Origin of the sequence: Blastomonas ursincola (assembly GCF_013607875.1) — a bacterium.
GTDB lineage: Bacteria > Pseudomonadota > Alphaproteobacteria > Sphingomonadales > Sphingomonadaceae > Blastomonas > Blastomonas ursincola.
The window spans coordinates 1,501,380-1,523,471 of the sequence record NZ_VDES01000002.1; the positions used below are offsets into that span (position 1 = coordinate 1,501,380).

The 22,092-nt window shown below is 66.0% G+C and carries 21 protein-coding genes; 13 read left to right on the forward strand and 8 right to left on the reverse strand.

What is annotated here, in order from left to right:
* Positions 1 to 3,498: a transcription-repair coupling factor gene (gene mfd / locus FG486_RS13320; RefSeq protein WP_181267833.1), complete on the reverse strand. Its 3,498-nt coding sequence runs from the start codon at positions 3,496 to 3,498 to the stop codon at positions 1 to 3.
* 28 nt (positions 3,499 to 3,526) lie between these two features.
* Positions 3,527 to 3,793, reverse strand: coding sequence for an FAD assembly factor SdhE (locus FG486_RS13325; protein ID WP_181267834.1), 267 nt, complete (start codon positions 3,791 to 3,793; stop codon positions 3,527 to 3,529).
* Positions 3,794 to 3,895: 102 nt separating this feature from the next.
* On the opposite strand from FG486_RS13325, the gene recG reads away from it, so the two are divergent.
* Positions 3,896 to 5,953: an ATP-dependent DNA helicase RecG gene (gene recG, locus FG486_RS13330; RefSeq protein ID WP_181267835.1), complete on the forward strand. Its 2,058-nt coding sequence runs from the start codon at positions 3,896 to 3,898 to the stop codon at positions 5,951 to 5,953.
* A gap of 26 nt (positions 5,954 to 5,979) precedes the next feature.
* Here recG and FG486_RS13335 read toward each other — a convergent pair whose 3' ends face one another.
* Positions 5,980 to 6,378, reverse strand: a complete 399-nt coding sequence (locus tag FG486_RS13335; protein WP_181267836.1) for an MAPEG family protein — start codon at positions 6,376 to 6,378, stop codon at positions 5,980 to 5,982.
* Between the two features lie 221 nt (positions 6,379 to 6,599).
* On the opposite strand from FG486_RS13335, the gene rpmF reads away from it, so the two are divergent.
* From rpmF to FG486_RS13360, 5 genes are all read left to right on the forward strand, one after another.
* Complete coding sequence (gene rpmF / locus FG486_RS13340) at positions 6,600 to 6,776, forward strand: 50S ribosomal protein L32 (protein ID WP_023837736.1); 177 nt, start codon at positions 6,600 to 6,602, stop codon at positions 6,774 to 6,776.
* Between the two features lie 49 nt (positions 6,777 to 6,825).
* On the forward strand, positions 6,826 to 7,896 hold the full coding sequence (plsX, locus tag FG486_RS13345) for a phosphate acyltransferase PlsX (RefSeq protein WP_181267997.1): 1,071 nt from the start codon (positions 6,826 to 6,828) through the stop codon (positions 7,894 to 7,896).
* Positions 7,893 to 8,885, forward strand: coding sequence for a beta-ketoacyl-ACP synthase III (locus FG486_RS13350; protein ID WP_181267837.1), 993 nt, complete (start codon positions 7,893 to 7,895; stop codon positions 8,883 to 8,885). Before plsX ends, FG486_RS13350 begins: the two co-directional genes overlap by 4 nt.
* A gap of 115 nt (positions 8,886 to 9,000) precedes the next feature.
* Positions 9,001 to 9,300 (forward strand): integration host factor subunit alpha, encoded by a 300-nt coding sequence (locus tag FG486_RS13355; protein WP_081097194.1) that lies wholly within the window; start codon positions 9,001 to 9,003, stop codon positions 9,298 to 9,300.
* Positions 9,293 to 9,670, forward strand: coding sequence for a MerR family transcriptional regulator (locus tag FG486_RS13360; RefSeq protein ID WP_338401613.1), 378 nt, complete (start codon positions 9,293 to 9,295; stop codon positions 9,668 to 9,670). Before FG486_RS13355 ends, FG486_RS13360 begins: the two co-directional genes overlap by 8 nt.
* A 15-nt stretch (positions 9,671 to 9,685) precedes the next feature.
* On the opposite strand, the gene FG486_RS13365 is transcribed toward FG486_RS13360, so the two are convergent.
* The 3 genes from FG486_RS13365 to FG486_RS13375 are packed head-to-tail and all read right to left on the reverse strand — an operon-like array spanning position 9,686 to position 13,588.
* The gene (locus tag FG486_RS13365; protein ID WP_066277007.1) at positions 9,686 to 10,216 is read right to left on the reverse strand and encodes a GNAT family N-acetyltransferase; all 531 of its coding nucleotides are present in this window, start codon (positions 10,214 to 10,216) and stop codon (positions 9,686 to 9,688) included.
* Positions 10,217 to 10,220: 4 nt separating this feature from the next.
* Positions 10,221 to 10,766 (reverse strand): SixA phosphatase family protein, encoded by a 546-nt coding sequence (locus FG486_RS13370; RefSeq protein WP_181267838.1) that lies wholly within the window; start codon positions 10,764 to 10,766, stop codon positions 10,221 to 10,223.
* On the reverse strand, positions 10,763 to 13,588 hold the full coding sequence (locus FG486_RS13375) for an ATP-dependent DNA helicase (protein WP_181267839.1): 2,826 nt from the start codon (positions 13,586 to 13,588) through the stop codon (positions 10,763 to 10,765). Before FG486_RS13375 ends, FG486_RS13370 begins: the two co-directional genes overlap by 4 nt.
* Positions 13,589 to 13,654: 66 nt before the next feature.
* Here FG486_RS13375 and FG486_RS13380 point away from each other — a divergent pair, with 66 nt between their 5' ends.
* From FG486_RS13380 to FG486_RS13390, 3 genes are read left to right on the forward strand one after another with little or no spacing between them, the layout of a single operon-like run.
* Positions 13,655 to 15,223 (forward strand): lysine--tRNA ligase, encoded by a 1,569-nt coding sequence (locus tag FG486_RS13380; protein ID WP_194249920.1) that lies wholly within the window; start codon positions 13,655 to 13,657, stop codon positions 15,221 to 15,223.
* A 16-nt stretch (positions 15,224 to 15,239) separates the two neighbouring features.
* The gene (locus tag FG486_RS13385; RefSeq protein WP_181267841.1) at positions 15,240 to 16,220 is read left to right on the forward strand and encodes a magnesium and cobalt transport protein CorA; all 981 of its coding nucleotides are present in this window, start codon (positions 15,240 to 15,242) and stop codon (positions 16,218 to 16,220) included.
* Between the two features lie 59 nt (positions 16,221 to 16,279).
* Positions 16,280 to 16,843, forward strand: coding sequence for a type 1 glutamine amidotransferase domain-containing protein (locus FG486_RS13390; RefSeq protein ID WP_181267842.1), 564 nt, complete (start codon positions 16,280 to 16,282; stop codon positions 16,841 to 16,843).
* Between the two features lie 9 nt (positions 16,844 to 16,852).
* Here FG486_RS13390 and FG486_RS13395 read toward each other — a convergent pair whose 3' ends face one another.
* Positions 16,853 to 17,794 carry a fatty acid desaturase family protein gene (locus tag FG486_RS13395; RefSeq protein ID WP_181267843.1) on the reverse strand — a complete coding sequence of 314 codons (942 nt, stop codon included), beginning with the start codon at positions 17,792 to 17,794 and terminating at the stop codon, positions 16,853 to 16,855.
* A gap of 231 nt (positions 17,795 to 18,025) precedes the next feature.
* On the opposite strand from FG486_RS13395, the gene FG486_RS13400 reads away from it, so the two are divergent.
* The 4 genes from FG486_RS13400 (at position 18,026) to FG486_RS13415 (ending at position 20,806) form a co-directional block, all read left to right on the forward strand.
* A complete protein-coding gene (locus tag FG486_RS13400) occupies positions 18,026 to 18,550 on the forward strand; it encodes a DOMON-like domain-containing protein (RefSeq protein WP_181267844.1) in 525 nt (174 codons plus the stop codon).
* Between the two features lie 31 nt (positions 18,551 to 18,581).
* Positions 18,582 to 19,778, forward strand: coding sequence for an exo-beta-N-acetylmuramidase NamZ family protein (locus FG486_RS13405; RefSeq protein ID WP_181267845.1), 1,197 nt, complete (start codon positions 18,582 to 18,584; stop codon positions 19,776 to 19,778).
* Between the two features lie 108 nt (positions 19,779 to 19,886).
* Positions 19,887 to 20,345: a hypothetical protein gene (locus FG486_RS13410; protein WP_181267846.1), complete on the forward strand. Its 459-nt coding sequence runs from the start codon at positions 19,887 to 19,889 to the stop codon at positions 20,343 to 20,345.
* Between the two features lie 65 nt (positions 20,346 to 20,410).
* Positions 20,411 to 20,806: a hypothetical protein gene (locus FG486_RS13415; RefSeq protein ID WP_066276981.1), complete on the forward strand. Its 396-nt coding sequence runs from the start codon at positions 20,411 to 20,413 to the stop codon at positions 20,804 to 20,806.
* Between the two features lie 3 nt (positions 20,807 to 20,809).
* Here FG486_RS13415 and FG486_RS13420 read toward each other — a convergent pair whose 3' ends face one another.
* Positions 20,810 to 22,042, reverse strand: a complete 1,233-nt coding sequence (locus FG486_RS13420) for a sel1 repeat family protein (protein WP_181267847.1) — start codon at positions 22,040 to 22,042, stop codon at positions 20,810 to 20,812.
* Positions 22,043 to 22,092: the final 50 nt, after the last annotated feature.

A 22,092-nucleotide genomic window follows, 5' to 3' on the forward strand; every position in this document is an offset into this window, starting at 1 on the left:
TTACCCCGCCTTCACGCTCTTCTTCACAATGCCCGCCAGGCCCTTGGAAAGCTGGATCAATCCGTTGATCCGCGAGGCCGGATCGCTCCACACGCGCTGGATCAGCAGCTTCTGGTCGGGGCGCAGCTTGGCGGTGCCCTTCAGGCGATCGACATAGGCGAGCAGGCCGGGAACGTCGGGGAAGCTGTCATTATGGAAGCTGACCAAAGCCCCGCGCGCGCCGACATCGATCTTGGCGACGCACGCGGTGATGCAGTTGAGCTTGATCTCGATCAGCTTGATGAGGTTACTCGTCGCATCGGGCAGCGGGCCGAACCGGTCGATCATTTCCGCCGCGAAAGCCTCGATCTCGGCGCGGTTGGTGAGGTCGTTCATCCGGCGATAGAGCGCCATGCGCACCGCGAGATCGGGCACGTAGTCTTCCGGAATGAGGATCGGCGCATCGACGGTGATCTGCGGCGAGAATTTCTGGCGCGGCAGGTCGAGCGACAGGCCGCCGGCCTTGGCCTCCAGAATCGCCTCTTCGAGCATCGACTGGTAGAGCTCGAACCCGACCTCGCGGATATGGCCCGACTGTTCGTCGCCGACCAGATTGCCCGCGCCGCGAATGTCGAGATCGTGGCTGGCAAGCTGGAAGCCCGCGCCCAGCGTATCGAGATCGCCCAGCACCTTGAGGCGTTTGTCCGCCGTTTCGGTCAGCACGCGGTTTTCCGGCGTGGTCAGATACGCATAGGCGCGCGTCTTGGAGCGGCCGACGCGTCCGCGCAGCTGGTAGAGCTGGGCGAGGCCGAAGGTGTCGGCGCGGTGAATGATCAGCGTGTTGGCGCTCGGAATGTCGATGCCCGATTCGACGATGGTGGTCGATAGCAGCACGTCGTACTTGCGGTCGTAGAAGGCGCTCATCCGCTCCTCGACATCGGACGGGGCCATCTGGCCATGCGCCATGATGTGGCGGATTTCGGGCACCTCGTCGCGGATGAATTCGCTCAGCTTGTCGAGGTCGCTGATCCGGGGCGCGACGAAATAGGACTGGCCGCCGCGGTAATGTTCGCGCAGCAGCGCCTCCCGCAGCACCACCGGGTCCCAGGGCATCACATAGGTGCGCACCGCGAGCCGGTCGACCGGCGGGGTCTGGATAACCGAGAGCTCACGCAGGCCCGACATCGCCATCTGCAGCGTGCGCGGGATCGGCGTCGCGGTCAGCGTCAGCACATGGACATCGGCCTTGAGCGCCTTCAGCCGCTCCTTGTGGACGACGCCGAAGCGCTGTTCCTCGTCGATGATGACCAGGCCCAGCCGCTTGAACTCGACCGATTTGGCGAGCAGCGCATGCGTGCCGATGACAATGTCGGTGGTGCCATTGGCCAGGCCCTCGCGCGTGGCCTTGGCCTCGCTCGCGGTGACGAGGCGCGAAAGGCGGCCGATATTGAGCGGGAAGCCCTGAAAGCGCTCGACGAAATTGGTGTAATGCTGGCGCGCCAGCAGCGTCGTCGGTGCGACGATCGCGACCTGCATGCCCGACATCGCGGCGACGAACGCCGCGCGCATCGCCACCTCCGTCTTGCCGAAGCCGACATCGCCGCAGACCAGCCGGTCCATCGGCTTGCCCGAGGCGAGGTCCTCGAGCACTTCGGCGATGACGCGCTCCTGGTCCTCGGTTTCCTCGTACGGGAAGCGATCGACAAAGCTCGCATAGACGCCCGGTTCGACCTCGGCGACATCGGCGGTGCGCAAGGCACGCTCGGCGGCGGTCTTCATCAGCTCGCCCGCGATCGCCTGGATGCGTTCCTTGAGCTTGGCGCGCCGCCGCTGCCAGGCCTCGCCGCCCAGCTTGTCGAGCGCGACGCCCTCGCTTTCGGAGCCGTAGCGGGTGAGCACGTCGATATTCTCGACCGGCACATAGAGCTTGTCGCCGCCCGCATAGGTCAGCCAAACGCAGTCGTGCGGGCTCTTGCCGACCGGGATCGAGACCAGCCCCTCATAGCGGCCGATGCCATGGTCGATATGCACGACCAGGTCGCCGGCCGCGAGCGATTGCAGTTCGGCCAGGAACGCATCGGCGGACTTGCGCTTCTTGCGCCGACGCACCAGCCGGTCGCCGAGCAGGTCCTGTTCGGACAGGATCTCGTAGCGGTCGGTGGCAAAGCCGTGATCCTGCGGCAGCACGACCATCGAGGCCATGCCGGTCGCGGCCTGGCCCAGAGCCTCCTGCCAGCTGCCCGCCAGCGCCATGCGCGCAAGGCCATGGTCCTTGAGCAGCCCGAGCAACCGGCTGCGCGAGCCTTCCGAATAGCTCGCGATGATCGCGCCCCGGTCCGCGGCGCGCAGCTGCTCGATATGCGCGACGGCGGCGGCATAGACATTGTCGCCGCGCGCGCGCTCCGCGCCGAAATCGCGCGCGGTGCGATAGCCGAGGCCCAGCACGCGCTGCGATTCGGGCTCGTCATGGCTGCTGACCAGATGGATCGGCGTTTCACCTTCGGCCGCGCGCCATTCCTTGGGCACCAGATAGAGCGCCGAGGGCTTGAGCGGCCGATAGCTGCCCGCCTTGTCCTCGTTCCCGCGCTGGCGGTTGGCGTGATAGTCGGTGATGCTCTCGAACCGCTGGTCGGCGGCGGCATCGGCCCCGGCGTCGCGCAGCACGATATCGGCATCATCCAGATGCTCGAACAGCGGCACCAGCCGCTCCTCGATCATCGGCAGCCAGTGTTCCATGCCGGCGAGCCTGCGCCCGTCGCTGATCGCCTGATAGAGCGGATCGGTGGTGGCATTGGCGCCGAACGCCTCGCGATAGGCGCTGCGGAAGCGCTTGATGCTGTCGGCGTCGAGCAGCACTTCGGAGGCGGGCAGCAAGATGTGCCGCTCGACTCGCTCGGTCGAACGCTGCGTGCCCGGATCGAAGGCGCGCATCGTGTCGAGCTCGTCGCCGAAGAAATCGAGCCGGAGCCCCGAATCCATCCCTGCGGGGAAGATGTCGATGAGGTTGCCGCGAACCGCGAACTCGCCCGAATCGGCGACGGTATCGGTGCGGGCATAGCCCTGGCGCACCAGCTTCTCGATCAGCGCCTCGCGCGCGATCATCATGCCGGGTTTCAGCTCCGCGCCGACCTGGCGGATGCGGAACGGGGTCAATGTGCGCTGGGTGACCGCGTTGACCGTGGTGACCAGCAGCTGCGGCCCGCCCGCCGGCTGCTGCAGCGTCCACAAGGCCTTGAGCCGCCGCGCGGTGATGCCGAGCGAGGGCGAGGCGCGGTCATAGGGCAGGCAGTCCCAGGCGGGAAATTCGATCGCTTCCAGATCGGGCGCATAGAAGGGCGCGGTCTCGGCCACCGCATGCATCATCGCATCGTCGGGCGCGATGAAGACGATGCGCCCGCCCTGCTTGCGCGCGGCGGCGGCGCGGGCGAGGTCCGCCAGCAGCAGCGGCAGCGCGCCGGGCGCGACGCTCGCCAGCGTCAGCGGCGCGGTCGCCTGCAGGATGCGGCTGATGCTGTCCATAAGTGCTGTGCCTTGCGCGCCGGTGCGATCAGCGCGGAATGTTGATGAAATCGAGCTGGCGGAACGCGTCCATCTGCGGCCCGGCAAAGCGATCGGGCACCGGCTGCGTGCCGATGGCCCACGCCATGATGTCGACGTCCTGTTCCTCGATCAGCGTCTCGAACCAGTCGAGCTCTGCGTCCGACCAGCCTTCCCCATAGCGGTCGAAAAAGCCGCCGATCATGTAATCCGCCTCGCGCGTGCCCCGGTGCCAGGCGCGGAAGGCCAGGCGGCGCAATCGGGTTTCGCGGTCCATGCCAGAAGTTCCTTTGCTTGCGGGGTGGGCCGGGCCTGCCTAAGACGGGTCAGAATTCCAGCCAGCAGCACATGTCAGTGCGTTGCGTTTTTTGCGATAGCCATGCGCCCCAATATACTCAACCCCGCATTCGCCGAGATCGAGAGCCTCAAGGGCGTCGGCGTGAGCTTGCAGAAGCCGTTCGCGCGGCTGGGCATATCGCGGGTCAAGGACATGGCCTATCACCTGCCGACCGGTTTCATTCGCCGCCGCCGCGTCGACAATGCCGATCAGGCGGGGACCGGCGAGCAGATCATCATCGCGCTCACCGCCACCGGCTATCGCTCCAGTCCCGGGCGCGGGCCGACACGGGTGATCGCCGAGGATTCGATCGGCAACCATATCGCGCTCGTCTATTTCGGCGGCAATCCGGGCTGGGCGAAGAAGCTCTGGCCGCTGGGCGAGACGCGGCTGGCGGCGGGCAAGCTCGAGATCTGGGGCGAGGCGTGGCAGATCGTCCATCCCGATCATGTGGTGGAGCCGGGCCAGGCCGACCAGATCGGCGAGGCCGAGCCCGTCTATCCGCTCGCCGAAGGGCTGGGGCAGAAGCGCGTCGCCTCACTGGCGGCGCAGGCGCTGGCGCAGCTGCCGCCGCTGCCCGAATGGATCGAGCCGACGCTAAAGGCGCGCGAGGGCTGGCCCGACTGGCACGAGGCGCTCGCCGCCGCGCATCAGGGCATGGACGAAAAGCCCCGCGAGCGGCTGGCCTATGACGAGATATTCGCCAACCAGCTCGCCTTCGCGCTGATCCGGCAATCGAACCGCAAGCGCAAGGGCGTCGCGCTGCAGGGCGATGGGCATCTGCGCGACAAGCTCAAGCTGCCCTTCGCGATGACCGGGGCGCAGCGGCGGACGATCGAGGAGATCAACGGCGACATGGCGCAGCCGGTGCCGATGCTGCGGCTGCTCCAGGGCGATGTCGGGGCGGGCAAGACCTTGGTCGCGGTGATGGCGATGCTCAATGCGGTCGAATGCGGCGGCCAGGCGGCGCTGCTCGCACCCACCGAAATCCTCGCGCGGCAGCATTTCGACACGATCTCGCGGATGCTCTCGGGGCTGCCGGTCAGCATCGCGGTACTCACCGGGCGCGACAAGGGCAAGGCTCGCGAGGCGACGCTGATGGGGCTGGCGGACGGGTCTATCCAGATCGTCATCGGCACGCACGCGCTGTTCCAGGATGCGGTGCGCTATCGCAACCTCGCGCTCGCGGTGATCGACGAACAGCACAAGTTCGGCGTGTCGCAGCGGCTGATGCTGCAGGAAAAGGGCAGGGCGACGCCGCACCTGCTGGCGATGACCGCAACGCCGATCCCGCGCACCCTGACGCTCAGCCATTATGGCGAGATGGACGTCTCGCGGCTCGACGAACTGCCGCCGGGGCGCCAGCCGATCGAGACAAGGGTGATCGCCGACGATCGGCTGCACGAGATCGTCGACGGGCTTGCCCGGCATATCGAGCGCGGCGGCCAGGCCTATTGGGTGTGCCCGCTGGTGATGGACAGCGAGACGAGTGACCTCGCCGCTGCCGAAACGCGCGCGGCACAGCTTGCCGAGCGTTTTCCCGGCATGGTCTCGCTGGTGCATGGCCAGATGCCGGTCGAGCGCAAGGATGCGATGATGGCGGATTTCGCCAGCGGCAAGACCGCGCTGCTGGTCGCGACCACGGTGATCGAGGTCGGGGTCGATGTCCCCAACGCGACGCTGATGATCATCGAGGCGGCGGAGCGCTTTGGCCTGGCGCAATTGCACCAGCTGCGCGGCCGGGTGGGGCGGGGCGACCAGAAATCGGTCTGCGTGCTGCTGCGCGGAAGCGCGCTCAGCGAGACGGCGCGCGCGCGGCTGGCGCTGATGCGCTCGAGCCAGGACGGCTTTCATATCGCCGAGGAGGATCTGCGGCTGCGCGGCGGCGGCGAGCTCCTCGGCACGCGGCAATCGGGCGACAGTGCCTTCCGCATCGCCAGCCCCGAACAGGTGCAGCGGCTGATCGGCACCGCCTCCGACGATGCCCGGCTGCTGATGGACCGCGATGGCGGGCTCGACAGCGAACGCGGCCAGGCGGCGCGCACCGCGCTCTACCTGTTCGAGCGCGATTATGGAGCCAAGCTGCTCAGGGGCGGGTAGGCGCCGCCCCCGAGCGCGATGGTTTGTCAGGCGGCGGGCATGATGCTCGCGACATAGATGGCATAGCCCGACAGGCCGAGCAGCGTCAGCATCGAGGTCAGCGTGCCGATCATCCGGCCGATGCCGAACGCGCCGCCGTCCATGCCCAGGCCATGCGCCAGCCGGCCGATCATGTAGACGATGCCGACCACCCACAGCCAGGTCGCAGCATAGCCCGAACATTCGAGCGCACCGATCAGCACCAGCACGAAGGGCGTGTATTCGACGAAATTGGCCTGGGCGCGCATGCGGCGGATGACGAACTCATTGCCGCCATCGCCCACGCTGACTTTCTGGCTGGTGCGCACCTGGCCAATGCGGATGGCAAGCCACAGGTTGATCAATCCGGCGGCAGCGGCCATGGTCAGTGTCAGCGGCAGGTTCATGCGTATCGTCCCCTCGTTGGCGGTCGTCCGCGTCGCGACGACCAATTGTGCAGCGGACTAGCGCGACAGAGCTTGCAACGCACGAGATTTTCGCTATAGCGCCGCCTTCGCACGCGAATGGGCCGTGTCGCTGTATCGGCAGGCCGCGCCAGTGGCGTCCTGATGGGGCGAGTTGGCAATATCGCATTGATTGACAAGCAATTTAAGGTAAGCAGGCTGCCATGGCTGTTCCTAAGAGAAAAACTTCGCCCTCCAAGCGCGGCATGCGCCGGAGCCACGATTCGCTGACCATCGACGCGTTCAGCGAATGCTCCAACTGTGGTGAACTGAAGCGCCCGCACCATGTCTGCGGCGCATGCGGCCATTATAACGGCCGTGAGGTGCTCGAAGTCGCCTGATCCTTATCAGACGGTCTTTGCACTTTTTCAGGGGGATTAACCGGTGCCGATGAAGCCGCGGATCGCGATTGATGCGATGGGCGGTGATGAAGGCGTGCGGGTGATGCTGGGCGGGGCGGCCGAGGCGCGCCACCGCCACGAGCGCTTCACCTTTCTGCTGGTCGGCGACGAAAAGCAGATCAAGCAGGGCCTGGACAATCACCCCAATTTGCGCGCGGCGTCCGAGATCCTTCACACCGAAGAGGTGGTGAAGGGCGAGGACAAGCCAAGCCAGGCGCTGCGCAAATCCAAGAACAGCTCGATGGGCCTCGCCATCCAGGCGGTAAAGTCCGGCGATTGCAGTGCGGCTGTGAGCGCCGGCAATACCGGCGCGCTAATGGCGATGGCCAAGCTCGCGCTGCGCACCATGCCCGGCATCGACCGGCCCGCGCTCGCCGCATTGCTGCCGACGCTCGAAGAGACCGACATGGTCATGCTCGACCTTGGCGCGAATACCGAGTGCGACGCGCGCAATCTCGTCCAGTTCGCGATCATGGGCGCGGTCTATTCGCAGATCATCTTCGGCTTCGAAAAGCCCCGCACCGGGCTGCTCAACATCGGCACCGAGGAATCGAAGGGCACCGAGGCGATCCGCGATGCCGCCGCCGCGCTGCGCGCCGCGACGCACCTGCCGATGCAGTTCAAGGGCTTTATCGAGGCGGACAAGATCTCGCGCGGCGATGTCGATGTCGTCGTCACCGATGGCTTTTCAGGCAATATCGCCTTGAAGGCGCTCGAAGGCACAGCGCGCTTCGTCACCGATCTGCTCAAGCGCAGCTTCCAGTCCTCGCTCCGCTCGAAGATCGGCTTTCTGATCTCGCGCCCGGCGACCGAATTGCTCAAGCACCATCTCGATCCCAACAACCATAATGGCGCGGTGTTCCTGGGCCTCAACGGCGTGGTGGTGAAAAGCCACGGATCGGCCAGCATCAAGGGCGTGGCGAACGCGGTCGAGGTCGCAGCAAGGCTGGTCGAGGACAATATCACCCAGCGCATCGGCGATGTGCTCAAGGACTTTGATACCAGCGCGATCGCCAGCAACGGCGTCGCTTCCAACGGATCGGGCGAATTTCCCAAATGACTTTTCAGGCTCCGGCGACGCGCAGTGTCATTCTCGGCACGGGATCGGCACTGCCATCCAAGCGGGTATCCAATGCCGAACTGGCTGAAACCGTCGATACCTCGGACGAGTGGATCACCGAGCGCACCGGCATCAAGTTCCGCCATATCGCCGCGCCGGAAGAGACCACGGGCACGCTGGCAATAGATGCGGCCAACAGGGCGCTCGAAGCCGCAGGACTGGCAGGCAGCGATATCGACCTGATCGTGCTTGCGACAGCGACCCCCGACCACACCTTCCCCGCCACCGCGACCAAGGTGCAGTCGGCGATCGGGATGACAGGCGGTATCGCCTTCGACGTCGCAGCGGTCTGTTCGGGCTTTCTTTACGCGCTCAGCGTTGCCGACAGCATGCTGCGCACCGGCATGGGCAGCCGCGCGCTGGTCATCGGTGCGGAAACCTTCAGCCGCATTCTCGACTGGGAAGATCGCGGCACCTGCGTGCTGTTCGGCGATGGTGCGGGCGCGGTCGTGCTCGGGCTCGAAACCGCCGCGGAGGGCGATAGCGCCGCGCGCGGCATCCTGACGACCCAGTTGCACGCCGATGGTCGCCATCACGACCTGCTCTATGTTGATGGCGGGCCCTCGACCACGGGCACCGTCGGCAAGGTCCGGATGAAGGGGCGCGAGGTGTTTCGCCATGCCGTGGTCAATCTGGCCGAAGTCATGGAGCAGGTGCTGCACCGGCTGGGCCTGACCAGCGCCGATATCGACTGGGTGGTGCCGCACCAGGCCAATGCCCGCATTCTCGATGCGACCGCGCGCAAGCTGGGTCTGCCGCCGGAAAAGGTGGTGGTCACCGTGGACCAGCATGCCAATACCTCGGCCGCGTCGGTTCCGCTCGCACTCGACACCGCCGTGCGCGACGGCCGCATCCAGCGCGGCGACCTGCTGGTGCTCGAAGCGATGGGCGGCGGCCTTACCTGGGGGGCGGCGGTAATCCGCTATTAACCTCACGCAATTTTGTCGCGCAATCGCCTCTATTCGCACTGTTTTTACATAGCCTCGATTTGCCATTATAACTTCGATCCGCTATCCTGCTCTTGGCGGGTTAGGAGACGGGGCGATGCGTTCAGTGGGTACTTTGACCAGGGCTGATCTGGCCGATACGATCAACAACCAGGTAGGACTGTCTCGCGCCGATGCGGCGCAGATGGTGGAATCGGTGCTCAACCACATGACCGACGCTCTCGAGCGCGGCGAGAATGTGAAGATTTCGGGCTTCGGCACCTTTCTGTTGCGCGACAAGGGCGAGCGCGTCGGGCGCAACCCCAAGACCGGGGTCGAGGTTCCGATCACCCCGCGCCGCGTGCTGACCTTCCGCGCCAGCCAGATCATGAAGGAAAGGATCATGGCCGGTGACTGACCCGGTGACCTCCTCCGGCAAGGCCGAGGGCGCGATGCGCACCATCGGCGAGGTTTCGGCCGAACTGGGGGTCAAGCCGCACATCCTGCGCTATTGGGAAGCGCAGTTCGACAGCATCAAGCCGCTCAAGCGTGCCGGGGGGCGACGCTATTACCGGCCCGAGGATGTCGAGACGCTGCGCACGATCGACCGCTTGCTCAACCGCGAGGGCTTTACCGTGCGCGGCGCGCGGCAGTATCTGGCAGGCAAGGCGGCGAAGCCGGCGCCTGCCGCAGCACCTGCGCCTGCCGTAACCGCTGCCCCTTCGATCGATCTCGCCGCGCTGCGCGCGATCCGCGACCGGTTGGCAGCGGCACTCGAAGCGGCCTGAGCCACTTGGCACCGTTCAGAGCGGCTTGCGCATGATCCAGTCGGTGAACGGCACGTTGCCGGTCATGAACTGCTGCTGCCCGACCTTCTCGAACCCGAAGCGTTCGTAGAAGCGCTGCGCATCGGGATTGTTGGTATAGACGCACAAATACAGGCACGTGGCCTCGCGGGCGCGGGCCTCGTCGATCACCGCGTCCATCAGCCTGCGGCCAAGGCCAGCACCCTGCCAGCCCGACAGCGCATAGATGCGCTTCAACTCCACCGATCCGGGCTGCGGCTTGATATCGAGCTCGGGCGGGCTCATCATCGCATAGCCGACCGGCGCGCCGAGCGGCGTTTCCAGCAGCCAAAAGGCGTATTCGGGCTTGTCCAGCCAGCCAGCATAGCGCGCCATGCCATGCTCGACGCTGCAATGGTCGATCAGCGCTTGCCCCGGATGATCATGCGCAAAGGCGGTGAGAAAGGTCGCCGAGCCGATCAGCGCCAGCTTCGCGGCATCGTCCGGGCCCGCGCGGCGCAGGATGGTCTCGGGCAGCGGCTTTGCCATGGCGTCAGTCGTCGTCCTGCGGCCCCAGCTCGGGATCGAGATCGCGCGGGCGGGTGACCTCGATCAGCTTCGCGGTGCGGTTGTCGAGTTCGGACCAGTGATCGATCGCAATGTCCATGATCGCAAGCGCGGCGGTGGGGAATTTCTCCTCGACAACATCGCGCAACGGGCTCGATCCGTCATCGGGCACCAGATCGAACACCAGGTCTTCCAGCCCCGGATTGTGCCCGACCATCAGCACATGGTTGGCGCTGTCATCCACCCCGCGCAGCACGTCGATCAGCGTCACCGACGAGGCGAGATAGATGCGCCGGTCCCAGTCGGGGTGCAGCGTCTGGCCATAGGCGGTCTCGAAATGGTCGATCGTCTCGGTGACGCGCACCGCGGGCGAGGCCACGACCGCGTCGAACACCATCTTCTTCTCGGCGGCATAAAAGCCCATGGCCCTGGCGCCCTTCAGCCCGCGTGCGTTGAGCGGCCGATCGAAATCGCGCAGGGAGCGGTCCAGCCAGTCCGATTTGGCGTGCCGCAGCAAGGTCAGCCTTTTCATCGCATCTCTCCCCCCGATCCCGTCACGGGATCGATTCGCGCGCCCTCGTTTCCTCGCGCAGAAACGCCAGATTGCACCGCTTGTAAAGCTTCGGAAAGCGTGCACCGTCGCACCGGCGTTCCGGGCGGAAAGGCGCTGAGCAGACGCGAGGGAAAGGCGGAGGAGAGCATCACGAACCGCCCGCGATCGTCGGCGCGGCGGATCAGCCGTCCGAACGCCTGGGCGAGGCGTGCGCGGATGATCATGTCGTCATATTGGGTGCCGCCACCGGCGAGCTTGCGCGCCCGGTGCAGGATGTCGGGCTTGGGCCATGGCACGCCTTCCATGATGACCAGCCGCAGCGAATCGCCGGGCACGTCGACCCCGTCGCGCAAGCTATCGGTGCCGAGCAGCGAGGCGCGTGGATCGTCGCGGAAGATGTCGACCAGGGTGCCGGTCTCCATAGGGTCGACATGCTGCGCGTAGAGCGGCAGACCCGATTGCGCGAGCCGGTCGGCGATGCGGCCATGCACCGCGCGCAACCGCTTGATCGCGGTGAACAGGCCCAGGGCTCCGCCACCGGCGGCCTCGATCAGCCGCCCATAGGCCCCGGCCAGCCCCGCCATGTCGCCCTTTTTCACGTCGGTGACGATCAGCACCTCGGCCTGGTTGGCATAATCGAACGGGCTGCGCGCTTCGAACAATTCGGGCGGCTTTTCCAGATGCACCGCGCCGGTGCGCATCATTGCCGGGGTCCAGTCCTCGCCGGCCTTGAGCGTGGCTGAGGTGACCAGCACGCCATGCGCGGGCTTGATGACGGCTTCGGCCAGCGGCTTGCCCGGATCGAGCCAGCGCCGGTGCAGCCCCATGTCGTACTCGCGCCCCTCGACGCGGTCGAGCGCCAGCCAGTCGACGAAATCGGGATCCGCAGGGCCGCCGATCCGCCCGAGCAGCGAGGCCCAGGCGGCGAGCAGGTCGATGCGCCAGCCAAGCGAGGCGAGCGCGCCCTCGATGCGCGCGCGCGCTGGGCCGTCGAGCCAGTCGGGCGGATCCTCGATCAGCACTTCCAGCCTGCGCCCCAGCGCGACCAGCGGCTGGTGCAGCGCATCGATCGCGCGCGCGGCTTCCATCGCGGCGGCGATCAGCGGACCGTCGAGCTCGGCAAGTTCGGTCTCCATGCCGTAGCCTGCATCCTCTGCGCCGCTCTCGTCGCGGGCATAGACCGTGCCGCGGATCGCGGCGAGCAGCTGTTCGATCTCGCCCGAGGGCGCGCCCTCGCGAATGCGCGCGAGCCAGCCTTCGCCGGGCAGCGCTTCGGCGGCGATCCGCGCCGCCTCGATCGCGCGCCCGCCCGCCTCGTCATAGGAGGCGACGTCCGAGAGGCGCGCGGCGAGCCCGCGCCTGCGGCCGCGCGACTTGCCCTCGGGCCCCATCACCCAGCGGCGCATCTCGACTGTTTCCTGGCCGGTCAGCGCGACCGCAAACATCGAATCGGCGGCATCGTGCAGGTGATGGCCCTCGTCGAAGATGATCCGTGTCGGACGACCCTGCTGCTCGCGCGCGCGCGCGGCGTTGACCATCACCAGCGCATGGTTGGCGATGACCAGATCGGCATTCTGGCTCGATCGCGCGGCGTGCTCGATGAAGCATTTGCGGTAATGCGGGCAGCCGGCATAGACGCACTCGCCGCGCCGGTCGGTCAGCGCGGTAACGCCCGCGCGGCGGAACAGAGTGGTGAGCCAGCCGGGCAGGTCGCCGCCGATCATGTCGCCATCGCGGCTGTACGCGGCCCAGCGCGCGACCAGCTGCGCCAGCACGGCGGCGCGGTTCTGGAAGCCGCCCTGCAAGGCATCCTCGAGGTTGAGCAGGCACAGATAGTTCTCGCGCCCCTTACGGATGACCACGCGCTTGCGGAACTCGGCCTCGCCCGCATAGATGCGCTCGGTCTCGCGCGAGAGCTGGCGTTGCAGCGCCTTGGTATAGGTAGAGATCCACACCGTTCCCCCCGCGCCGTGCGACCAGAGCGAGGCAGGCGCGAGATAGCCCAGCGTCTTGCCGATGCCGGTGCCCGCTTCGGCGAGCAGCATATGCGGTTCGGCGCGGCGTTCGCGCGGGGCGAAGATGTGCGATGCGGTGCGCGCGAACTGGCGCTGGCCCTCGCGGCGCTCTGCGCCCGCGCCAGTCAGCGCCTCGAGCTGCGCCTCGGCGTCATTTTCCGCCAGCGTGATCTGGCGCGGCTGCGGGCGCGGGGCCTGCTCCTCCCATTCGGGCAGGCGCGAGAACAGCCAGCGTTCGGCCTTTTCGGGGGCCTTGAGGTGGCGCGAGGCGACGCCCGCCCAGGGCCAGCGCAGCCGCGCGAGCGCCTGCAATCCGGTCCATGCCCCCTCGCGCTGCGGCCAGTCGGGGCGTTCGAGCGTCGCGATCAGCGCCTCGGCAGCGGCGTGCAGCAGCGCGGGGATGGCGGATTCGGGGAGACCTTGTTCAGCCCTCTCGCCTTGAGGGGAGAGGGTTGGGAGAGGGGATTGTAATGCCAGCTCGGGCGCGTTCCCCCCTCCCCTGAGTAGGAGAGGGAGCTTCAGCGCCTTCGCCAGCCCCATCGGTGTCGGCACCATGAACTGCGCGGGGTGGACGAAGGCGAACAGCTCGAGCAGGTCGAGCCCGGAAAGCTCAGGGTATCCCAGCCGCTGCGCCACCAGCGGCGCGTTGAGCATGATCAGCGGCGTCTCGGCTGCGCGCGCGATTGCCTCGCCCTTGGAAATGCGCACCGCAGGCTCGCCGGGATGCGCGAACCAGATCGCGCTATGGCTTGCATGCAGGGCTGGAAAGTTTAGGGAAGCGATCATTGCCCGTCCTATAGGACACATCGGAACGAAAAGGAAACACGTGTGAGCGCGTATCGCGAAGCTGCAATGCGATCCAAGGCATGGCCGTTCGAGGAAGCGCGCAAGTTGCTGAAACGCTATCCGAATGGCAAGCCCGAGGGGAAGGGGCCGATGCTGTTCGAGACCGGCTATGGCCCATCGGGCCTGCCGCATATCGGCACGTTCCAGGAGGTGTTCCGCACGACCCTGGTGCGCCGCGCCTACGAGACGCTGACCGACGGCGCACCGACGCGGCTGGTCGCGTTCAGCGACGACATGGATGGCCTCCGCAAGGTGCCCGACAACGTGCCCAATCCGGAAATGCTGCGCCAGCATCTCGGCAAGCCGCTGACCCAGATCCCCGATCCGTTCGGCAAGTTCGAAAGCTTCGCGCATCACAACAATGCGATGCTGCGCGCGTTCCTCGACCAGTTCGGCTTCGATTACGAGTTCGTCTCCTCGACCGAGCGTTATCGCAGCGGCGCGTTCGACGAGGCGCTGCGCGGGGTGCTGCGCAACTATCAGGCGATCCTCGACATCATGCTGCCGACGCTGCGTGCCGAGCGCGCCGCGACCTATTCGCCGATCATGCCGATCAGCGCCAAGTCGGGCGTGGTGTTGCAGGTGCCGGTCGAGGTGGTCGATGCCGAGGCCGGGATCGTGCGCTTCACCGACGAGGGCGAGACGATCGAGCAATCGGTGCTCTCGGGCGGTGCGAAGCTGCAATGGAAGGTCGACTGGGCGATGCGCTGGGTGGCGCTGGGCGTCGATTACGAGATGTACGGCAAGGACCTGACCGATAGCGGCGTCCAATCGGGCAAGATCGCCCGCGTGCTCGGCGGCCAGAAGCCAGAGGGCATGATCTACGAGATGTTCCTCGACGAAAAGGGCGAGAAGATCTCCAAGTCCAAGGGCAACGGCCTGTCGATCGAGGAATGGCTGCGCTACGGCAGCGAGAACAGCTTGGCCTTCTACATCTTCCGCGAACCCAAGGCGGCCAAGCAGCTGCATCTGGGCGTCATCCCGCGAGCGGTGGACGAATATTTCCAGTTCCGCGACAACTGGCACGGCCAGGATGCCGACAAGCGGCTGGGCAACCCCGCGCACCATATCCATGCAGGCGACGTTCCCGCAGGCAGCCCGCCGGTGAGCTTCGGGCTGCTGCTCAATGTCGTCAGCCTGCCGGGCATGGACGACAAGGATCTGGTCTGGGGCTTCGTGCAGAAATATGCGCCCGGCGTCTCGCCGGAGACGCATCCGGAGCTCGACGGGCTGATCGAGAATGCGGTGAACTATGGCCGCGATTTCATCGCCCCGACGCTCAAGCGCCGCTGGCCCGAAGGGACCGAGATCGACGCGCTGACCCGGCTCGACAACGAACTCGCCGAACTGCCCGAAAACGCATCGGCCGAGGATATCCAGAACATCGTCTATGCCATCGGCAAGGACGAGGCCTATGGCTTCGGCAACCTGCGCGACTGGTTCAAGGCGCTGTACGAGACGCTGCTGGGCAGCGAGCAGGGGCCGCGCATGGGCAGCTTCATCGCGCTCTACGGCATCGCCAACACCCGCAAGCTGATCGCGGAAGCGCTGGGGCGGACGGGAGAGATGGTTTGACACGGGCTTTCGTCCGGTGACCGTCATCGCCGCGCGCCTCTATCGCGATGGGGAGCGGGTGCGCGATATCGACCTGAGCCAGCCGCTGCCGCCGCTCGACGACCCGGCGGACCTGCTGTGGATCGGGCTGCACGAGCCGAGCGAGGCCGAGCTGATGCCGATCCAGTCGCAGCTGGGGCTGCACCCGCTGGCGGTGGAAGACGCGCTCGACCGGCGGCACCTGCCCAAGATCGAGCCTTATGGCGAGCATCTGTTCGCGGTGGCGCGCACCGTGCATCTCGACGAGAGCGACAGCAACACCGCGATCACCTATGGCAATACCGCGATCTTCATGGGCCGCCAGTTCATCGTCACCGTGCGGCACGGATCGCTGCGCGATCACAGCCCGGTACGCCACAAGCTCGAGGCGACACCACGGCTGCTGAAGCGCGGCGCGGATTTCGTGCTGCATGCGATCCTCGATTTCATCGTCGACGGCTATCTCGAGGTGATCGATGCGCTCGAGGACAAGGTGCTCGGCATCGAGGACCGCGCGCTCGATGCGTTTCTGAACAAGCAGGAGACCGCGCAGCTCTTCTCGCTGCGCCGCGACCTGTTCCGGCTGCAGCGCGTGCTGAGCCCGATGCAGGACGTCGCCAACCGCTGCATGCACCTCGAGCTGCCGCAGATCGATGCCGACATCCATCCCTATTTCCGCGACCTGCACGACCATGTCCGCCGCGCCGATTATCGCGTCGCCGGCCTGCGCGACACGCTGACCTCGGTGATCGAGACCAGCGGCCTGCTCGAGCAGCAGCGCCAGGGCGTCATCACCCGCCAGCTCGCCGCCTGGGCCGCGATCCTGGCGGTGCCGACCGCGATCGCCGGTATTTACGGTATGAATTTCAAGTACATGCCAGAGCTGGAATGGCGGCACGGCTATTTTCTGGTGGTGGGCGCGATGGTGACGATCTGCATCGGCCTCTATCTCCGCTTCAAATGGGCGAAATGGCTCTAGGGAACGGGTTTGCGCCGCGTCCGTAGGAAGGGGGAAACCCCCCAAACGGAGAATCCCCCATGAGCCTTCCCGATCTTTCCGGCCGCAATATCTGCATCCTCGCCACGCACGGTTTCGAGGAATCCGAACTCATCCAGCCGCGCGACGACCTCAAGGGTGCGGGCGCCAATGTCACTATCGTCTCGCCTGAAAGCGGCGAGATCAGGGGCTGGAAGGGTGACGACTGGGGCCAGAGCGTCAGCGTCGATGCGCCGCTTTCGGGCGCGCGGGTCGAGCAGTATGACGCGCTGGTGCTGCCCGGCGGCCAGATCAACCCCGACCTGCTGCGCGTCAATCCCGAGGCGCTGGCGCTGATCAAGGCCTTTGCCGACGCGGGCAAGCCCGTCGCCGCCGTGTGCCACGCACCCTGGCTGCTGGTCGAGGTGGGTCTTGCCGAGGGCAAGACGCTCACCGGCTACAAGTCGATCGTCACCGACCTCAAGAACGCCGGCGCGAATTTCGTCGATCAGGAGGTCGCGATCGACGGCAATCTCATCACCAGCCGCTGCCCCGACGATCTGCCCGCCTTCGGCAAGGCGATTGCCGAGATGGTCAGCGAAAAGGCCAGCGCCGAAATGGCGTGATGCTTCAGGTCATGCGGCAGGTTTGACGACCTGCCGCATCACCGCGGCATAGCCGGGCGCGATCGTCATCCGCCCGGCATGCCCCGCTTGCACCAGCATGCGGTGCGCTTTGGCCAGATTATAGCAGGGCACGCCCATGAACAGATGGTGCTCGCTATGGAAATTCACCCAATAGGGCGCGACCGTTGCCCGCTCGAACAGGCCCGCATAGGTCGTGCGCGCATGGGTGAACGGGTCCTCGCTGCCCGTGGTGGTGCAGGCATGTTCGGCGATGTTGCGGATGCGCAGGTACAGCTGGAACGTCGTCGCCATCGCGGTCAGCCAGATAAGATACGGCAGCGCGCCGAGCCCCGTAGCGAACGAGAGCGCGAGCAGCACGACCTGCGCGGCGAGGAAGCGCAGCGTCACCTTGCCGATGAACAGGTTCTGCTCCTTGGCGCCCGGACCGAAGCCCTTGATTGCCATCGCCAGCTGCGCGCCGCGCTGCTTGACGAAGGTCTGGCCGGTGAGGTCGCGGAACACCTTGCGCATCAGGCTGGCGCGCGTGGTGGGGAAGGGCGCGGAGAGCGAAAGGTCCGGGTCCTCGGGCTGTTGCGTGTAGCGATGGTGCGTCAGGTGATAGGTGCGATAGGCGTGCAGATCGGTGCCCATGGGCACGCCGGTGACCCATTGCCCGACCCAGTTGTTTACCGCACGGTTCGGGTGGAGCAGCCCGTGCGCGCCTTCGTGCATCAGGATGGCGAGACCAAGCTGCCGTCCGCCGATCAGCACGATCGCAATCACCCAGGCCCACCAGGTGCCGATCCAGGCCGCGCCCCAGGCGAGCGCGACGATCGTGATCCAGGCATGCGCGACCAATGCGAGTCCCTTCCAGCGCGATATGGCGGTAAGGTCGCGAAACGCCTCGCGCCCGAAGATCTGCGATGGATTGGCGGCCTTGACCAGCGCCATGATGCTCTCCCGATGCGCTTGGCGCGCTTTACGTTTGCGTCAGTCTAGCATTGTGCAACCAGTGCGCCAACTCCGTCGTTCCCGCTCAGATATGGATCGATACCTTCCGTCATTCCCGCGAACGCGGGAGTCCCGCTTCTGTGCCAACCGAGAAATAAAGCGGGACCCCCGCCTGCGCGGGGGTGACGAAAACAGTTGAACTGGAGGTGGTTGGTCTGAAAAGCTCTGAGCATGTCGCAGCGTCTCCACCCGCATCCCGATTTTCCCGCGCCCGATGGCACAGCGCTGGCGGCGGACTGGTCTCTGTCCGACGATCAGACGCTCACCATCGCCTACCATGTCACCGACCCGGGCAATTGCATCCTCTGGCCTGCCCGTGCGCAGGGGCGCGCCGATGGCCTCTGGCAGCACACCTGCTTCGAGGCATTTATCGGATCGACCACCGGTCCCGCCTATGCCGAGTTCAACCTCGCGCACTCGGGTGCATGGGCCGCCTATGCGTTCGACGGTTACCGTGCGGGGATGCGCGACCTTGCGTTGCCAAGCGACCCGCAGATGGCGGGAGAGAGCGGGCTCTGGCAGGCAGCTATCCCGCTCGCCGGGCTCGATGCGCTGCTCGGCCCCGCGCCCTGGCGGCTGGCGATCACCGCCGTGATCGAAGACACCGACGGAGCCAAGAGCTACTGGTCGCTTGCGCATCCGTCCGGCAAACCCGATTTTCACCACCCGGATTGTTTTGCCGCGCGGCTCGGCTAAACAGCGCGCATCATCTTGCAGCGAGGCCCCCATGCTCTTCGGTATCGATCGTCTTCTGGCTGAGCCCGAGCTGCGCGCGCCGCTCAAGGGCCGTCGCGTCGCGCTGCTCGCGCATCCTGCCTCGGTGACCGCCGATCTGGTGCATTCGCTCGATGCCCTGGCCGCGCTCGACGACATCCAATTGACCGCCGCCTTCGGGCCGCAGCACGGGCTGCGCGGCGACAAGCAGGACAATATGGTCGAAAGCCCGGATTTCACCGATCCGGTGCACGGCATCCCGGTGTTCAGCCTCTATGGCGAGGTGCGCCGCCCGACCCCGGCGATGATGGACAGCTTTGACGTGATCCTGATCGACCTGCAGGACCTGGGCTGCCGCATCTACACCTTCGTCACGACCTTGCTCTACATTCTCGAGGCCGCCGTCGCGCATGGCAAGTCGGTCTGGGTGCTCGACCGGCCCAATCCCGCCGGACGCCCGGTCGAGGGGTTGACGCTGCGCACCGGCTGGGAGAGCTTTGTCGGCGCAGGTCCCATGCCGATGCGCCACGGGCTGACGCTGGGCGAGATGGGCCACTGGTTCATCCGGCACTACGGGCTCGATGTCGATTATCGCGTGGTCGCGATGCGCGGCTGGCAGCCCGAGGCCGCGCCAGGCTTTGGCTGGCCGACCGACCGGCTCTGGGTCAATCCCAGCCCCAATGCGCCCAACGTCAACATGGCGCGCGCCTATGCCGGCACGGTGATGCTCGAAGGCACGACGCTGAGCGAGGGCAGGGGGACGACCCGCCCGCTCGAACTGTTCGGCGCGCCCGACATCAACGCACGCGACGTGATCGGAAAGATGCATGCTCTCGCGCCCGAATGGCTGGCCGGCTGCGCCTTGCGCGAGATCTGGTTCGAGCCGACCTTCCACAAGCATGTCGGCCAGCTCTGCCATGGCGTGCACATTCATGCTGAAGGCCAGTTCTACGATCATCATGCCTTCCGCCCCTGGCGCGTCCAGGCGCTGGGCTTCAAGGCGATCCGCGCGCTCTATCCCGATTACCCGCTCTGGCGCGATTTCCCGTACGAGTACGAGCTTGGGAAGCTGGCGATCGACGTGATCAATGGCGGTCCGGCGTTGCGTGAATGGGTGGATGATGCAGGTGCGCAGCCGGGCGATCTCGACGCGCTCACCGGGACTGATGAAACGGCCTGGCAAGCGGTGAACGACTTGAGGCTTTATTAAGCATGACTGTTATCTGCAAAAAGTTGCAATAAAGCTTGGCGGTTCAGCGTCATATCCCACACAAATTGCGCTTACCAAATCTTCATTCGACTCGCATAAGTCGGATTTATGGACGCGATTTACAAAATTGAGGTCGATCCGGTAAACAATATTCTCCGGCAGTATCTCGCTGGTTTCTTCGAACCAGCGGATGTCGAGCGCTTTGTCGCTGACCGCAATGCCGCTTTCGGACAGCTGACGTGCGGGCCGAACCAGCATCTGGCGCTGGTAGACGCGCGTCATGTCAAGATTCAGCAGCAGGAAGTCGTCCAGGCATTTCAGGCCGTGCTGGCCAATCCGCCGTTGCGTTCGCGCAAGCTTGCCTTTGTCGTTTCGCATTCGCTGGCCTGCAAGCAGCTGCAGCGCGCCGCATCCGGACGCGATGCGCGCTTCTTCTATTCGGTCGCGGAGGCCGAGGCCTGGCTGCTGGGCAGGGATGGTGTGTTGCCGCGCCTTGCAAAGTCGAACGCGCCCGAGTGGCATATGCCCTGGAAACGTGGCGTCCAGGGCCTCACGACGGACGCCTAGCCGGTCCGGAACGATCGTGTTCCAGCGCTTACCGAATCTTCATTTCCCCGGAATATCCAGCCGATATGGGGGCAATTTTTCGAATCACAGCCGATCCATCGACCAACATGGTGCGGCAGTATCTCGCAGGCTTTTTCGAGGCTGTGGACGTCGAGCGGTTCGTTGCGGCGCGCAATGCGGCGCATGAGCGGCTGACCTGCGGTCCCAACGAGCATGTGACCCTGGTCGATGTGCGCGACATGAAGATCCAGCCGCAGGAGATCGTGCAGGCGTTCGGTGCCGTGCTCGCAGGGCCGCGCTATCGCTCGCGCAAGCTGGCTTTTGTCTTCTCGCAATCGCTGGCGCGGATGCAGCTGATGCGCGCCAGCCAGGGGCGCGATGCCCGCATGTTTACCGACATCAAGGAGGCCGAGGCCTGGCTGCTCGCCGAGGACGATGCGGAAGGCAGCATCGCGGCCTGAGGTTCAGCGGCCTGCCAGGAATGCCCGCGCCTCGCTGTGCGCGGTCGGATTGTCCTCGGCTTCCTCCGGCAGTTCCAGCGCGCGCTGATACAGGCGGCGCGCCGTCGCCCGATCGGTCGCAGCGCTGGCAGGAACGGCTTCGGCGCGCTCGAGATGGTTGCTGGCGGCAGACGCGCAGATTTCGGCGCTGGGTCTCGGCAGATTGAGACAGGCCTGATCGAATGTCTCGACGAGTTGGGCGAGCTCGGTGGCGCTCAGCCTGGCAGCGGGCTCGTACAGCCGCCAGCAATGCTCTTCGGCTTCGGCGAGACAGGCCTTGATATCGGCTAGGAAGATGAGGCCGCTATCGACCGATCGGATCGGCGGCGCGGCCCGCATCAGATCGGCCAGGCCGCTGCAATAGCCGAACTGGATCGCGCAGGCACGATCGAGATAGGCATATCGTCTGTCCCAGCCCTCGGCGCTGCTATCGGTGCGGCGGACGAGATCGGCCGCCAGCGCGCAACCATGCGCGGCGCCGCCGCTGCACGCCTTTTCGGCAAGCATGGCGATGCGTGCGGTGTCCTTGGGGCCAAGTCGGCCGAGCAGCCATTCGCCGAGCATCGCGCATGCCCCGACCCGGTCCTCGTCACAAGCGCTCGTAAGGGCCGGATCGACGGCAGCCTCGAACCGCGTGGCCAGAGCCGGATCGCGCACCGCAGATGTGGACAGCCCGGTCAGCGCGCTGCCCGCGATGCAGGAAGGGCCAAATCTCAGGTCGAAACAGGCTTTGGCGAGCAGTGTCACCGCGCGGGGCTTGTCGATCATCGCGCTGTTGTTGGCCAGCATGTCCGCCAGGCGATGGCAGGCAAGCGGGTTGCCGGCCTCGCAGCCCGTGGTGAACGTGGTGCGCGCCTTGCCCCAGCGTTCGGCGGCTAGCCTCAGGTCCTGGCGCTTGTCGTGCCGCCGTGCGGCAATATCGGCCTCCTTTTCGCACCCCATGCCCATCCCGCCCTCGCAAGCGCTGCGGAAAGCGGCGGCCGCGAGATTGATCTCGATGGGTTCACCGATGCCACGTTCCAGCGCAAGGCCGCGCACCAGACAGGCATCGGCCTTGCCCGCCTTGCAAGCGGCCGCTGCGGAATCGATCCGGTCTTTGGCAATGACCGATCCGTCGGGCATGGTCACCTGCGCCAGACCCTGAGGTGCCCCGCACCACGCCAGAACGATCGCTGCCAGCCAGGTCAGAATGCGCATGATGCCCCTTTCGCGTCCGCGCCAGGTCAAAGGCGAACGCGCGCGGTTCG